We start from the raw sequence: 14102 nt of genomic DNA on the forward strand, positions 1-14102 counted from the left end.
GACCTCGGCGGCTAGGCCGAACGCCGCTTCCCCGGCGCGGCCCACCGCTCCCTGCGGCCGCAGGAACACGGCGGAACATCCAGGCCGTTGCCAAAGTGAATGTTCTCGTCTTCGGGAGGTAGGAACGCCCAGGTCCCTGGAACGGGTTGGTCGAACCGGACGAGAGCCTTCAGCCGTCGCAAGCCCGACTTCGGAAGCCGTTGTGAGCACCATCAGTCATCAGACGCACCCGTACACGCCCGGGGCCGAGGACAGGATCGACCTGCTCCTCATCGACGACGACCCCTCCGACGTCCTCAAGGTCGAGAAGATGCTCGCCGAGAGCGGTATGGACGTCGGTATCACGGTCGCCGCCGACCTCGCCGCCGCCAGGCGGGCGGCGACACGACGCACCCACTGCATCCTCGTCGACCTGTCCACCCCCGGCATCGACCGCCTCGACGGGCTGCGGCAGGTGCTGGCCCTGTCCGGGTCGGCCGCGGTCGTCGTTCTCACCGGGCTGGACGACGCGTATCTCGGCGTCCGGGCCGTCGCCGCGGGCGCCGAGGACTACCTGGTGAAACAGGAGGTCGACGCGCCGCTTCTGGCACGCGCCATCCGCTACGCGATCGAGCGCAAGCGCTCGGAGGAGACCGAGCGGCGGCTCGTCGAGGCCCGGATCCTCGGCCGCGAGAACGCCCGGCTCGAGCGCGGGCTGCTGCCCGTCCCGCTGATCGACGACCCGTCGCTGCGGCACCACACCCGTTACCGGCCGGGACGCCGCCGGGCGCTGCTCGGCGGCGACTTCTACGACACGGTGCAGACCGAGGGCGGCGCCGTCCATCTGATGATCGGGGACGTCGCCGGGCACGGCCCGGACGAGGCGGCCCTCGGTGTCCAGCTCCGGATGGCGTGGCGGACGCTCGTGCTCGCCGGACACACCGGCGAGCAGCTCCTCGGCACCCTCGACACCGTCCTCGGCCACGAGCGGCGCAGCGAGGAGATCTTCACCACACTCTGCATGATCACCATCGCGCCGTCACGGCGGACCGCGCGGATGCATCTGGCCGGCCATCCCGCGCCGCTGCTCTTCCGTGAGACGCCGGGCGACGGGCTGTCGGCCACGGACATGTTCGAGGTGTCGGCGCTGCCGGAGTACGCGCACGGCCCCGCGCTCGGTCTGGTGCCCGGCGCGGAGTGGCCGACCACCGAGATCGACCTCGGCGAGTCGTGGAGCCTGATGCTCTACACCGACGGTCTGATCGAAGGACGGGTCGGCGCGGGCGCGGAGCGGCTCGGCACCGACGGCCTCGTCGAACTGGCCCGGACCGCGCGCGGCAAGGGCGCCACCGGCCGGTCCCTCATCGACGAGCTCGTCGGCGACGTCGAACGCCTCAACGGCGACGCGCTGACCGACGACCTGGCCATCCTGCTGCTGTCCCGGACACCGGGCGCGCGCCCCGGCCCACCCCCGCCCGAACGTCCCTGACCTGGCGCTGGACCCGGCCCTGGCCCCGGCCCCGAACCCGGCCCTGACCTGGTGCTCGGCCGGTCCGTCCGGGGTCGTGCCGCGCCGTCAAGGTCGTTCGGATCACTCTCCGGGTGAGTTCCCGGACGTTCTGTGACGTCACTCACCTACCCGTTCGTCCGGGAACGCCCTTAACGCCCGTTCTCCTTGCTTCATAGCCTATGGCTATCGAATCGAGTGCTCTGATGACTTGGAACTCTTTCCCCAGGCAGACATAGCGTTCGCGATGTGGCTGTAGCGATACCCGCGATCTACCGATCGACCGTCGGCAAGAAGGCCGTCATGGCCGTGACCGGCGGCATCCTCGTGCTGTACCTGATCGCGCACATGGTCGGGAATCTGAAGATCTTCCTCGGGGCGGAGGACTTCAACCACTACGCGCACTGGCTGCGCACGATCGGCGAGCCCGCGGTGCCGCGCCGCACCGTCCTCACGCTCATCGAGGTCGTACTCGGGGTCTCGGTCGTCCTGCACATGTGGTCGGCGGTGTCGCTCGCCCGGCGCGCGTCCGCCGCGCGACCCGTCAAGTACCAGTCGAAGAAGAAGTCGCACGCGCAGGGCTACGCGGTCCGCACGATGCGGTACGGCGGCGTCATCATCGCCGTGTACGTCGTCTGGCATCTGCTCGATCTGACGTTCTTCGTCGTGAACCCCAAGGGCTCCGACGCCACCCCGTACGAGCGGATGGTCGCCGACTTCGATCCGTCCCGCTGGTACATCACCGTCTGGTACGTCCTCGCGATCGCGCTCGTCGGCCTGCACCTCCACCACGGCATCTGGAGCGCGTTCCAGACCCTCGGCCTGCGCACCCCGCGCCGCGACCGCGCCCTGCGGGGCATCGCCGCCATCGTCGCCGCGCTCGTGACGCTCGGCTTCGTCTCCGTCCCCCTGTCCATCACATTCGGGTGGGTGAGCTGACCATGGACGACTTCTACACGACCGGCGAGCCGATCGCCGACACCAAGGCGCCGGCCGGTCCCATCGAGGAGCGCTGGACGACCCGCAGGTTCGAGGCCAAGCAGGTCAACCCGGCCAACAAGCGCAAGAAGAAGATCATCATCATCGGCACGGGGCTGGCGGGCGGGTCCGCCGGCGCGACCCTCGCCGAGGCCGGCTACCAGGTCGTCCAGTTCTGCTTCCAGGACTCCCCGCGCCGCGCCCACTCGATCGCCGCGCAGGGCGGCATCAACGCCGCCAAGAACTACCGCAACGACGGCGACAGCGTGTACCGGCTGTTCTACGAGACGGTCAAGGGCGGCGACTTCCGATCCCGCGAGTCGAACGTGTACCGGCTGGCCGACATCTCCCGGAACATCATCGACCAGTGCGTCGCGCAGGGCGTCCCGTTCGCCCGCGAGTACGGCGGCCTGCTCGACAACCGCTCGTTCGGCGGGACGCAGGTCTCCCGCACCTTCTACGCCCGCGGGCAGACCGGCCAGCAGCTCCTCCTCGGCGCCTACCAGGCCCTGATGCGGCAGGTCGAGGCCGGGAACGTGGAGCTGCACCCGCGGCACGAGATGCTCGACCTCATCATGGAGGACGGGCGGGCCCGCGGCGTCGTCGTCCGCAACCTCATCACCGGCGAGATCGGGCACCACACCGCCGACGCGGTGGTACTGGCGTCCGGCGGCTACGGCAACGTGTACTTCCTGTCCACGAACGCGATGGGCTCGAACGTCACCGCGTCGTGGCGCGCCCACCGGCACGGCGCCCTGTTCGCCAACCCGTGCTACACGCAGATCCACCCGACGTGCATCCCGGTCAGCGGCGACCACCAGTCCAAGCTGACCCTCATGTCGGAGTCGCTGCGCAACGACGGCCGTGTGTGGGTGCCGAAGGAGCGCGGCGACACCCGCGCGCCCGGCGACATCCCCGAGGACGAGCGCGACTACTACCTGGAGCGCATCTACCCGTCGTTCGGCAACCTCGTCCCGCGTGACATCGCGTCCCGCGCCGCGAAGAACGTGTGCGACGAGGGACGCGGCGTCGGCCCCGGCGGTCTCGGCGTCTACCTCGACTTCGCCGACGCGATCGAGCGGCTCGGCCGCGACAAGGTCGAGGCCAAGTACGGCAACCTCTTCGAGATGTACGAGCGCATCACCGGCGAGAACCCGTACGAGACGCCGATGCGCATCTACCCGGCCGTCCACTACACGATGGGCGGGCTGTGGGTGGACTACGACCTGGAGTCCACCATCCCGGGGCTGTTCGTCATCGGCGAGGCGAACTTCTCCGACCACGGCGCGAACCGGCTCGGCGCGTCCGCGCTGATGCAGGGCCTCGCGGACGGCTACTTCGTCCTGCCGAACACCATCAACGACTACATCGCCCGCAACAACTTCCCCCCGGTCGCCGACAAGGCCGTCACCGAGGCGGAGGAGAGGGTCCGGACGCGCATCGACAAGCTCCTGTCGGTGGACGGCGACCGTTCCGTCGACTCGTTCCACCGCGAACTCGGCCACATCATGTGGGAGTACTGCGGCATGGAGCGCACCGAGGAGGGCCTGCGCAAGGCGCTCGACCTCATCCCGGCCCTGCGCGCCGAGTTCTGGGAACGCGTCAAGGTCACCGGCAAGGGCGAGGAGCTGAACCAGCAACTGGAGAAGGCCGGCCGCGTCGCCGACTTCTTCGAGCTGGCCGAGCTGATGGTCGTCGACGCGCTGCACCGCACCGAGTCCTGCGGCGGCCACTTCCGCGCCGAGAGCCAGGACGAGGACGGCGAGGCCAAGCGCGACGACGACGCCTTCTCCTACGTCGCCGCCTGGGAGTGGGCCGGGGAAGGCGCGCGGCCCGTCCTCCACAAAGAGGCCCTCAACTTCGAATACGTCAAGCCGACTCAGAGGTCGTACAAGTGAAGCTCACCCTGCGCGTCTGGCGCCAGAGCAACCCGGCGGACAAGGGCCGGATGGTCGAGTACGAACTCGACGACGTCTCCCCCGACGCCTCCTTCCTGGAGATGCTGGACGTCCTCAACGAGAAGCTCATCGCGTCCGGTGAGGAGCCGGTGGCGTTCGACCACGACTGCCGCGAGGGCATCTGCGGCATGTGCTCCCTGGTCATCAACGGCACCCCGCACGGCCCCGAACGCAACACCACCACCTGCCAGCTGCACATGCGCAAGTTCAAGGACGGCGAGGTCATCGACGTCGAACCGTGGCGCGCGTCGGCGTTCCCGGTGGTGAAGGACCTCGTCGTCGACCGTTCGGCGTTCGACCGGATCATCCAGTCGGGCGGCTTCATCACCGCCCCGACCGGCACCGCGCCCGAGGCGCACGCGACACCGGTCCCGAAGCCGGACGCCGACCAGGCGTTCGAGGCCGCCGAGTGCATCGGCTGCGGCGCCTGCGTCGCGGCCTGCCCGAACGGCTCCGCCGCCCTGTTCCTCGGCGCCAAGATCACCCACCTCGGGCTGATGCCGCAGGGTCAGCCGGAACGCTGGGACCGCGTCGTGTCCATGCTGGACACCCATGACGAGGAGGGCTTCGGCGGCTGCACCAACACCGGCGAGTGCACCGTCGCCTGCCCCAAGGGCATCCCCCTCGACGTCATCGGGCGGCTCAACCACGACTACCTGAAGGCCACCGCGGGCGGCCGCAACCGCTGACCGCGATCTTCTACTGTGGTCGTATGACGATCACGTTGGTTCCGTACCACCAGGACGAAAGGCTGCCCGACTCGTCCTTCCCCCTGCCCGGCGACGACATCGTCACGATCACCCGGGACCTGCCGGACGGCGACGTGTGGACGCGTCTCGCCGCGCTGTACGAGCCGGTCGCCGCCGAGGTCGCGGACCAGCTCGGCGGCGGGACCGTCCCGTCGGTCGTGTCCGGTGACTGTCTCATCGCCGAGGCGGTCCTCGCGGGGATGCAGCGGGCCGGGCTCGAACCGTCCATCATCTGGTACGACGCCCACGGGGACGTCCACTCGGTGGCGAGTTCCACCTCCGGCTACATCGGCGGGATGCCGCTCCGGCAGATCCTCGGCACCGACACCGAACTGCTCGTGGACCGGCTGGGGCTGCGCCCGCTCCCCGAGGAACGCGCCGTCCTCGTCGACGCCCGCGACCTCGACCCGGGCGAGACCGAGTACCTCGCGACGTCGAAGATCAGGCGCTGCGGCGTGGACGACGTCGTCCTGCCCGAAGGACCGCTCCTCCTGCACATCGACCTGGACGTCATCGACGACGGCGACCTGCCCGGCATGAAGTTCCCCGTCGGCGACGGCCCCTCCGCCGAGTCGGTGCTCGCGTCCGCGCGCCGCATCATGGACACCGGACGCGTCGCCGCCCTGGACCTCGCCTGCCCCTGGCACCCGCCCGAAGGCGACGACAACGCCATTCGGGGCCGCATCCTCAAGGATCTCCTGCCCGCCTGACGAGGGGGCCGATCCCCGTCAGCCGTGGACGAGGGTCTCGACGCCGGCGGGGAGGCTGCCCGCCAGACCGGCCTCCACGAGGAACGTCTGCAGGGTGTCCTGGAAGGCGCGGGCCGCGTGGGTGAGCTCGACGTCCTTGCGGTGGGCGAGCGCGACCGTCCGGAGCAGTCCCGGGCCGTGGCGACCGCGCCGCGCCTCCTCGTCCGGCAGGACGAGCGGCGTCCCGCGCAGGCCGGGCCGTCCGGCGAGGACCATGCTCGGCACGACCGCGACACCGAGCCCGACCTCGACGAACCGCAGCACGGCGTCCATCTCGCCGCCCTCCACCGCGAACCTGGGCTCGAACCCGGCCGCCCGGCACGCGCCGATCGTCGCCTCCCGCAGGTCGTATCCGGGACGGAACATCACCAGCGGACGGTTCCGGAGATCCTCGATGCGCAGGTACGGGCGTCGCGGAAGCTGCGCCGCCTTCGCGGCCTGAAGGGACCGCTCCGGCGCGCCCTGCTCCGGGCCCGCCGGCGAGGCCACCACCAGGTTCTCGCGGAGGATCGGAATCGTGTCCAGGGGCGGGTCGCCGTGCAGCGGGAGGATGACCAGCGCCATGTCGAGGGAGCCCCGGGTCAGCTCGCGGACGAGGTCACGCGACCCGCCCTCCTCGACGATGAGCTGGATTCCCGGGTAGGCGTCGTGGAAGCGGCGCAGCACGTCCGCCAGCAGGCCCGCGCACAGGGACGGTGTGGCGCCGAGCCGCACCCGCCCCCGCTTCAACCCGACCAGTTCCTGCACTTCCAGGCGGGCGGTGTCGACATCGGCCAGGATGCGTTTCGCCAGCGGCAGCAGCGCCTCACCGGCGGGCGTCAGGGTGATGTTGCCGCGGGCGCGGCTGAACAGCGAGACGTTCAGCTCGGTCTCCAGCGCGCGGATCTGCTTGGACAGCGACGGCTGCGCCACCCGCAGAAGCTCGGCGGCCTGCGTGAAGTGGCGCACCTCCGCGACCGCGACGAAGTAGGCGAGCTGCTGCAACTGCATCCAGCACAGAGTACGGGGCCTTCGGGCCGGGCCGAGCACTCGCCCGCCGGTTGAGCAGGCCGTTCGGGCGGGACCGGGTCAGCGGGCGTGGCGGCGGAGGGCCTGCAGGTCGTGCACGATCAGGCGCCGCCGGCCCGTCTCGATCCAGCCGTGCGCCCGCAGCGTGCGCAGCGCCTTGCTGACCGCCTCCCGGGACGCCCCGACCCAGCCCGCCAGCTCGTCCTGCGACAGGTTCAACGTGATGCGGACGCTCTGGCCGCCCGCCCCCGGACCCGACCGCCGCTCGTACGGAACACCGAACCGTTCCGCCAGCTCGACGAGGCGCTGCGCGACACGTCCGGTCGCGTCGAACATGCCGAACTCGGCGCGTTTGCGGTCGGCGTCGCGCCAGCGCTGGCACAGCATCCGCATGATGACGATGGAGACGCGGCCGTGGGCCTGGAGGAACGCCATGAACTCGTCGGCGGTGACGGCGAGCGCCCGCACCGGTTCCAGCGCGGCCACCGACGCCGACCGCGGCAGCCCGTCGATCGCGGCCACCTCGCCGAGCAACGCGCCCGGCCCGCGGACCGCGAGCAGCGCCTCGCCGCCCTGCTCACGGTAGGAGAACGCCTTCACCCTGCCCTTTAACAGGACGGCGACCCAACCCGGGTCCTCCCCCTCGACGAAGAGCGTGGCCCCCCGGTCGAAGGCGCGGACACGGCCGCGTGACTCCAGATCCTCGCGTTCCGCCCGGGTGAGATCGGCGAGAAACGAGCCCGGTTCGAGGGCGCTCATGCCCACCACGCTAAAGGGACCTGCCCGTCCCGTGGTCCCGGAAAACAATCACGGTTGAGTCACGCGTTGTGTGCACTAATCCCTAGTGGGACGGACGGGGGTGCGCAAGAGTGACTCACGGCGTGCACGGCCGGGAGGCCACCCGGCGTCCCGTCCGGCGTCACGGCGTTCCTGCGGCGTTCATGGGGAACGGCGGACCGGTGGGCGGCGGCCCGGGGGCGCGCCGCCCGCCGCGGTACGGGAGCGCCGCAAGCCAGAGCGTTCGTTCCCAAGGCGGAAACGCGGTCGTCCCCCGCCGTGCGGGGCGGTGGGGGACGCTCGCGAGAGGCATCGGCCAGAACCGGCCGACCAGAACCGCACCGGCCGGACCCGGTCACGCGGACGGGGTGTCCTGGCCCTTCTTGACGATGCCGAGCTTGCTGCCGAGCCACACCACCGGGTCGTACTTGCGGCCGACGACCCGCTCCTTCATCGGGATCAGCGCATTGTCGGTGATCTTGATGTGCTCGGGGCAGACCTCGGTGCAGCACTTGGTGATGTTGCAGAACCCGAGCCCGTGGTCCTTCGCGGCGATCTCGCGCCGGTCCGCCACATCGGCCGGGTGCATCTCCAACTCACCGATCCGCATCAGGAAACGCGGGCCGGAGAACTCCGGCTTGTTCTCCTCGTGGTCACGAATGACATGGCAGACGTTTTGGCACAGGAAGCACTCGATGCACTTGCGGAACTCCTGCGAGCGCTCCACGTCCACCTGCTGCATGCGCAGGTCACCGGGCTTGACGTCCCCCGGGTCGAACGACGGGATCTGCCGCGCCTTCTCGTAGTTGTACGACACGTCCGTCACGAGGTCGCGGATGACCGGGAACGTGCGGACCGGCGTGACCGTGACCGTCTCGTCCGGCGCGAACGTCGACATCCGGGTCATGCACAGCAGCCGCGGCATGCCGTTGATCTCCGCGGAACACGAGCCGCACTTGCCCGCCTTACAGTTCCACCGGACGGCGAGGTCGGGCGCCTGTGTCGCCTGCAACCGGTGGATGATGTCGAGGACGACCTCGCCCTCGTTCACCTCGACGGTGTAGTCGACGAGTTCACCGTCGCCGTCGTCGCCGCGCCAGACCTTGAACTTGGCCTTGTAGCTCATCGGCCGTCCTCCTCGCTCTCGTCGGCGGCATCCCCGGCCTCGCCCGCGGCCTTGTCGTCGGCCTTGTCGTCGGCCTTGACGTCGGCCTTGACGTCCTCGGCCAGCCCGGCGGGCAGTTCCTCGGCGGTTAGGTACTTCTTCAGCTCGTCGTTCTCGAACAGTTCGAGCAGGTCGTCGCGCATCGGCGTCATCGGCTGCCGCTTCAGCTCGACGTGCGGGGACGACGGGTCGCCCGCCAGCGAGCACACCAGGTTGACCTTGCGCCACTCCGCGGACATCTGCGGGTAGTCGTCGCGGGTGTGGCCACCGCGGCTCTCCTGGCGCTCCAGCGCCGCCTTCGCGACCGCCTCCGACACCAGCAGCATGTTGCGCAGGTCGAGCGCGAGATGCCAGCCCGGGTGGTAGCCGCGTCCGTCGCCGACCGCGACCGGCTCGACGCTCACCTTCGCGACCCGCTCGCGGAGCTTGCCGAGCGCCGCCAGCGCCCGCTCCAGCTCCTCTTCCTTGCGGATGATGCCGACCAGGTCGTTCATGGTCTGCTGCAGTTCGGCGTGGACGGTGTAGGGGTTCTCGCCGTCCTTGCGCTCGAACGGCGCCATCGCCTCGGCCGTCGCCGCCTCGATCTCCGTGTCCGGGACGGTGGGACGCGCGGTCAGGCCGTCCACGTACTGCGACGCGCCGAGCCCGGCCCGCCGTCCGAACACCAGCAGGTCCGACAGGGAGTTGCCGCCGAGCCGGTTCGACCCGTGCATGCCGCCGGACACCTCGCCCGCCGCGAACAGGCCCGGCACGCGGGCCGCGGCGGTGTCGGGGTCGACCTCCACGCCGCCCATGACGTAGTGGCAGGTCGGGCCGACCTCCATGGCCTCCTTGGTGATGTCGACGTCCGCCAGCTCCTTGAACTGGTGGTACATCGACGGCAGCCGCCGGACGATCTCGGCGGCGCCGCCCGGCATCCGGTCGACGACGGTGAGGAACACCCCGCCGTGCGGCGATCCGCGTCCCGCCTTCACCTCGGCGTTGATCGCCCGCGCCACCTCGTCACGGGGCAGCAGTTCGGGGGGACGCCGGTTGTTGTCGGGGTCGTCGTACCAGCGGTCGCCCTCCTCCTCGGTGGTCGCGTACTGGTCCTTGAAGACCTCCGGGATGTAGTCGAACATGAACCGCTTGCCCTCGGAGTTCCGCAGGACGCCGCGGTCACCGCGCACCGACTCGGTGACGAGGATGCCCTTGACGGACGGCGGCCAGACCATGCCCGTCGGGTGGAACTGCACGAACTCCATGTTCAGCAGCGTCCCGCCCGCCAGCAGCGCCAGCGCGTGCCCGTCCCCGGTGTACTCCCAGGAGTTGGACGTGACCTTGAACGCCTTGCCGATGCCGCCGGTGGCGAGCACGACGGCGGGCGCCTCGAACACGACGAACTTCCCGGTCTCGCGGACATAGCCGAACGCGCCGCAGATCTTTCCGTCGGAATCCTTCAGCAGCCGCGTCACGGTCGTCTCGGCCCACACCTTCAGCCGGGCCTCGTAGTCGCCGTGCTTGGCGTGGTCCTCCTGCTGGAGCGCGACGACCTTCTGCTGCGCGGTGCGGATCAGCTCCAGGCCCGTCCGGTCGCCGACATGGGCGAGCCGGGGATACTCGTGCCCGCCGAAGTTGCGCTGGCTGATCTTGCCGTCCTTGGTGCGGTCGAACAGCGCGCCCCAGTGCTCCAGCTCCCAGATCCGCTCCGGGGACTCCTTGGCGTGCAGCTCCGCCATCCGCCAACTGTTCATGAACTTGCCGCCGCGCATGGTGTCGCGGAAGTGCACTTTCCAGTTGTCGTTGGCGTTGACGTTGCCCATCGCGGCGGCGGCGCCGCCCTCGGCCATCACCGTGTGGGCCTTGCCGAACAGCGACTTGGAGATGATCGCGGTCTTCTTGCCCTGGAGGCGAGCCTCGATCGCCGCGCGCAGCCCGGCGCCACCGGCGCCGATCACCACGACGTCGTACGAGTGCCTCTCGATCTCAGTCATGATTCCTTGGCCTCAGTTGAAGATACGCAGGTCGGAGATGGTCTCGCTGGCGACGAGCGCGACGTACAGGTCGGCGACCACCAGCGAGCCGAGGGTGATCAGCGCATAGGTGCCATGCCGCTCGTTGATCTTGGAGACCCAGCCCCACATCCGGTACCGCAGCGGGTGCTTGGAGAAGTTCTTCAACCGTCCGCCGACGATGTGCCGGCACGAGTGGCACGACAGGGTGTACAGCCAGAGCAGCACCACGTTCGCGACCAGGATGAGCGTGCCGAGCCCGATGCCGAACCCGCCGTCCTTCCCGTGGAAGGCGAGGATCGCGTCGTAGGTGTTGACCAGGGAGATCAGGACCGCCGCCAGCCAGAAGTAGCGGTGCAGGTTCTGCGCGATCAGCGGGAAGCGCCGCTCGCCGGTGTACTTGCCGTGCGGCTCCCGGACGGCGCACGCGGACGGCGACGCCCAGAACGACCTGTAGTACGCCTTCCGGTAGTAGTAGCAGGTCAGCCGGAACAGCAGCAGGAACGGCAGCGAGAGCGCCGCGAAGGGGATCCATCCCCGGGTGCTCTCCGGCAGGAACGTCCCGAACTCGGCGGCGCTGCCGGTGTGCCCGTTGACCGTCACGTCGTTGCAGATCTCGTTCAGACACGGCGAGTAGAACGGCGTCAGGTAGTGGAACTCCGGGACGTAGAAGGCCGAGCCCCAGAAGGCCCGGACGGTCGCGTACACCACCCATGCCGTGAAGATCACGAAGGTCGTGATCGGATACAGGCGCCAGTTGTCCTTCCGGAGCGTGCGTTCCTTGATCTGGGCGCGCGACCTGGCCGGCGCCTCCACAGTGCTCATCGATCGCTCTCCTGAGCTCGGGTCGTCGTGTCCCCGTACCACGCGGTGTGCGCACCATGCGACGCCGTGTCCCCCGCGCCTGGGCCGTTGGCCCCGCGCCCCCGGCCGGGTTCGCACACGGCGGTCGGAGACCGGGCCGCATGCGGGCGGTGACGCCTCGTGTGCGCTTCTAGCGAAGCGACCTTACGCCACCCGAAGGCGGCTGTGACATACATAACAGCGAGACCCGCATGTGAGTCTGACCACAGACTTTAGCGCCCGAACAGGCCGTCGACACCGACCGCCATCCATAACCAGTTGTTATTGCCCAGCGGAATGGAGACGAGCGCGCTACGGCATGGCCCTCCCCGTCCCGACCGGTCCCGGCCGGGAACGGTCCTGCCGAGGGGGCGTCGACCGCGACCCGCCTCGACTTCGCTTCCCGGCCGGGGACGCCCCCCATGTGCGCATCGATGTCAACAAAACGGGCGGCTCGCGCATCCAACAAGTGAGCATCTTTCATCTCGGCTGTCCGCGACACGACCCGCGCGACCGCCTTGGACGGAAGGCGTTCGGTGGAGGTACCGCTCCCCCGGAAATCCCGCCGCCTCTCTAGACTCACGACACGCCGAACCACGCGCCCTGATCAGGGCCCGCGCCGAGACGGGACCGATGAGCGACAAAGACGCCGGCCGCGATGATCTCGCGGCGGACGACGACCTCGCGGCGGACAAGGCCGCCCCGAGCCCCCCTTCCACCCCTCCGGAACGCACCGCGGACTCCGCCTCCGCGCCGCAACAGGACACCCCTGGTTCTTCACCGGAATCCTCCTCCGCTCCCGAAGAGGAGGAGACCGAAGAAGAGGCGCCTTCGCACCCCGCGAATTCGCAGCCGTCCGACACCGAAAACGGCGACGACAGCGAAAACGGCGACGACACCGCCGCGTCCGCCCAGGTGGACGACGCGCACGCCTCTTCGGAGAAGCCGGCGGAACGTTCCGAGAGCGGCGAGAACACGAGCGGCCACGACGCGCCCGAGGCAGAAGACGAGGCTCCGCCGGACGGGACCGGCGGACCGAACAGGCGGCGACGCAAGGTGTTGCGGCGCCTCGGGTTCGGCATGGTCGTGGTGATGCTGCTCGGGGGCGCCGGAGCGGCGTGGCTGTACCACGACCTGGTCGGCGGCATCGAGCAGAAGCACGTCTCCGACCAGCTCGGCGCCGACCGGCCGAGAAAGCTGAACAAATCGCTGAACATCCTGCTGATCGGTTCCGACACCCGCGCGGGCGACAACGCCAAGTACGGCGGGACCGAGATTTCGGGGGCACGGTCGGACACCGCGATCCTGTTGCACCTGTCGCCCAACCGGGACCAGGCGGTCGGAATCAGTTTTCCGCGCGACTCGATGGTGAAGATTCCCGCCTGCAGGAAGGAGAAGGGTGGGACCGTTCCAGCGCAGTTCGGGATGCTGAACGCGGCGTTCGCCTACGCGGGTCCGACCTGCACATGGAAGACACTGGAGTCGCTCACCGGCATCCACATCGACCATTTCGTGCAGGTGGACTTCTCGGGATTCAAGCGGATGGTGGACGCCCTCGGCGGGGTCGAGATCTGCGTCGACAAACCCGTGCACGATCCGCGGGCGGAGCTGTACCTGAAGGCCGGGAAGCAGACCGTGAAGGGCGACCAGGCCCTCGGTTACGTCCGGGCCCGCTATTCGCTCGGAAACGGGTCCGACCTGGAGCGGATCGAGCGCCAGCAGAAGTTCATGGCCGCCGTCGTCGACAAGGCGACCAGCGGGAAGGTCCTCACCGACCCGCCGAAGACGTACAAGTTCCTCAAGGCCGCGACCAGGTCGGTGACGACCGACGACGACCTCGACCTGTCGGCGATGCGGAAGCTGGCCGAGGGGCTCAGGGGCATGAGCGCGGGGCAGGTGCGGTTCGTGACGGTCCCCGTCGAGCGGTACGCGCCGGACCCGAATCGCGTCCAGTGGAACCAGGAGCTGGCCAGGCCGCTGTTCGAGGCGATCCGCAACGACAGCGAGCTGCCCGCGGAACCGGTCGAGCCCGTCCGGGCCGGGCAGGCGCCGCCGCCTCCCGCCAAGGTGAAGGTCACCGTCGTCGCGGCGGGCGGACGGGACGCCCTGGTGGAACGCGTCGTCCGGCAGCTCCGCCGGCGCGGTTACGAGGTCGCGAAGAAGGTCGAGAAGGGCGCGGCGGTGCCCGAGAGCCGTATCGTCTTCGCGCCGGCCACGGAGGCGCAGGCGTCGGCGCTGGCCCGGGACGTGCCCGACGCGCTGCTCACCGCCAGGCCCGACGCCCCGGCGGGCGGGGTCAGGCTCGTCATCGGCCGCAACGGCGTCAGGCTCGCCCCACCCGCGATCAACAGGATCAACGGCGGCGTCAAGGGCGGCCAGAACCCCTGCAAGAAGTGAG

11 protein-coding genes are annotated in these 14102 nt (G+C 69.7%); 6 read left to right on the forward strand and 5 right to left on the reverse strand.

Annotated elements, in window-relative coordinates:
* The first annotated feature begins 202 nt into the window (after positions 1 to 202).
* The 5 genes from BZB76_RS23460 (at position 203) to BZB76_RS23480 (ending at position 5881) form a co-directional block, all read left to right on the forward strand.
* Positions 203 to 1468 carry a PP2C family protein-serine/threonine phosphatase gene (locus BZB76_RS23460; RefSeq protein ID WP_121436561.1) on the forward strand — a complete coding sequence of 422 codons (1266 nt, stop codon included), beginning with the start codon at positions 203 to 205 and terminating at the stop codon, positions 1466 to 1468.
* Between the two features lie 321 nt (positions 1469 to 1789).
* Entirely contained in the window at positions 1790 to 2425 is a 636-nt protein-coding gene (locus tag BZB76_RS23465) for a succinate dehydrogenase cytochrome b subunit (protein WP_211343177.1), read from the forward strand.
* Between the two features lie 2 nt (positions 2426 to 2427).
* Positions 2428 to 4362 (forward strand): fumarate reductase/succinate dehydrogenase flavoprotein subunit, encoded by a 1935-nt coding sequence (locus BZB76_RS23470; RefSeq protein ID WP_121436563.1) that lies wholly within the window; start codon positions 2428 to 2430, stop codon positions 4360 to 4362.
* Positions 4359 to 5111 (forward strand): succinate dehydrogenase/fumarate reductase iron-sulfur subunit, encoded by a 753-nt coding sequence (locus BZB76_RS23475; protein WP_121436564.1) that lies wholly within the window; start codon positions 4359 to 4361, stop codon positions 5109 to 5111. Before BZB76_RS23470 ends, BZB76_RS23475 begins: the two co-directional genes overlap by 4 nt.
* A gap of 23 nt (positions 5112 to 5134) precedes the next feature.
* Positions 5135 to 5881 carry an arginase family protein gene (locus BZB76_RS23480; protein WP_121436565.1) on the forward strand — a complete coding sequence of 249 codons (747 nt, stop codon included), beginning with the start codon at positions 5135 to 5137 and terminating at the stop codon, positions 5879 to 5881.
* An 18-nt stretch (positions 5882 to 5899) separates the two neighbouring features.
* On the opposite strand, the gene BZB76_RS23485 is transcribed toward BZB76_RS23480, so the two are convergent.
* The 5 genes from BZB76_RS23485 to BZB76_RS23505 all read right to left on the reverse strand — a co-directional run bounded on the left by BZB76_RS23485 (position 5900) and on the right by BZB76_RS23505 (position 11686).
* The gene (locus tag BZB76_RS23485) at positions 5900 to 6910 is read right to left on the reverse strand and encodes a LysR family transcriptional regulator (protein WP_121436566.1); all 1011 of its coding nucleotides are present in this window, start codon (positions 6908 to 6910) and stop codon (positions 5900 to 5902) included.
* Positions 6911 to 6988: 78 nt separating this feature from the next.
* On the reverse strand, positions 6989 to 7687 hold the full coding sequence (locus BZB76_RS23490; protein ID WP_121436567.1) for a Crp/Fnr family transcriptional regulator: 699 nt from the start codon (positions 7685 to 7687) through the stop codon (positions 6989 to 6991).
* Positions 7688 to 8060: 373 nt separating this feature from the next.
* Positions 8061 to 8831 (reverse strand): succinate dehydrogenase/fumarate reductase iron-sulfur subunit, encoded by a 771-nt coding sequence (locus BZB76_RS23495; protein ID WP_121436568.1) that lies wholly within the window; start codon positions 8829 to 8831, stop codon positions 8061 to 8063.
* Entirely contained in the window at positions 8828 to 10843 is a 2016-nt protein-coding gene (locus BZB76_RS23500) for a fumarate reductase/succinate dehydrogenase flavoprotein subunit (protein ID WP_121436569.1), read from the reverse strand. The genes BZB76_RS23495 and BZB76_RS23500 overlap by 4 nt, the downstream gene beginning before the upstream one ends.
* A gap of 12 nt (positions 10844 to 10855) precedes the next feature.
* Positions 10856 to 11686 (reverse strand): hypothetical protein, encoded by an 831-nt coding sequence (locus tag BZB76_RS23505; protein ID WP_121436570.1) that lies wholly within the window; start codon positions 11684 to 11686, stop codon positions 10856 to 10858.
* A 651-nt stretch (positions 11687 to 12337) separates the two neighbouring features.
* Between BZB76_RS23505 and BZB76_RS23510 the strand changes: the two genes are divergently transcribed.
* Positions 12338 to 14101 (forward strand): LCP family protein, encoded by a 1764-nt coding sequence (locus BZB76_RS23510; RefSeq protein WP_170180714.1) that lies wholly within the window; start codon positions 12338 to 12340, stop codon positions 14099 to 14101.
* Position 14102 lies beyond the last annotated feature (1 nt).

It is taken from the genome of Actinomadura pelletieri DSM 43383, from assembly GCF_003634705.1.
Lineage (GTDB): Bacteria > Actinomycetota > Actinomycetes > Streptosporangiales > Streptosporangiaceae > Spirillospora > Spirillospora pelletieri.

What these genes read in the sequence shown, in the direction of transcription:
- BZB76_RS23505 (WP_121436570.1), bottom strand. Translation starts at nt 11,686, where the DNA reads ATGAGCACTGTGGAGGCGCCGGCCAGGTCGCGCGCCCAGATCAAGGAA.
- BZB76_RS23490 (WP_121436567.1), bottom strand. Translation starts at nt 7,687, where the DNA reads ATGAGCGCCCTCGAACCGGGCTCGTTTCTCGCCGATCTCACCCGGGCG.
- BZB76_RS23470 (WP_121436563.1), top strand. Translation starts at nt 2,428, where the DNA reads ATGGACGACTTCTACACGACCGGCGAGCCGATCGCCGACACCAAGGCG.
- BZB76_RS23480 (WP_121436565.1), top strand. Translation starts at nt 5,135, where the DNA reads ATGACGATCACGTTGGTTCCGTACCACCAGGACGAAAGGCTGCCCGAC.
- BZB76_RS23495 (WP_121436568.1), bottom strand. Translation starts at nt 8,831, where the DNA reads ATGAGCTACAAGGCCAAGTTCAAGGTCTGGCGCGGCGACGACGGCGAC.
- BZB76_RS23500 (WP_121436569.1), bottom strand. Translation starts at nt 10,843, where the DNA reads ATGACTGAGATCGAGAGGCACTCGTACGACGTCGTGGTGATCGGCGCC.
- BZB76_RS23510 (WP_170180714.1), top strand. Translation starts at nt 12,338, where the DNA reads ATGAGCGACAAAGACGCCGGCCGCGATGATCTCGCGGCGGACGACGAC.
- BZB76_RS23485 (WP_121436566.1), bottom strand. Translation starts at nt 6,910, where the DNA reads ATGCAGTTGCAGCAGCTCGCCTACTTCGTCGCGGTCGCGGAGGTGCGC.
- BZB76_RS23465 (WP_211343177.1), top strand. Translation starts at nt 1,790, where the DNA reads ATGGCCGTGACCGGCGGCATCCTCGTGCTGTACCTGATCGCGCACATG.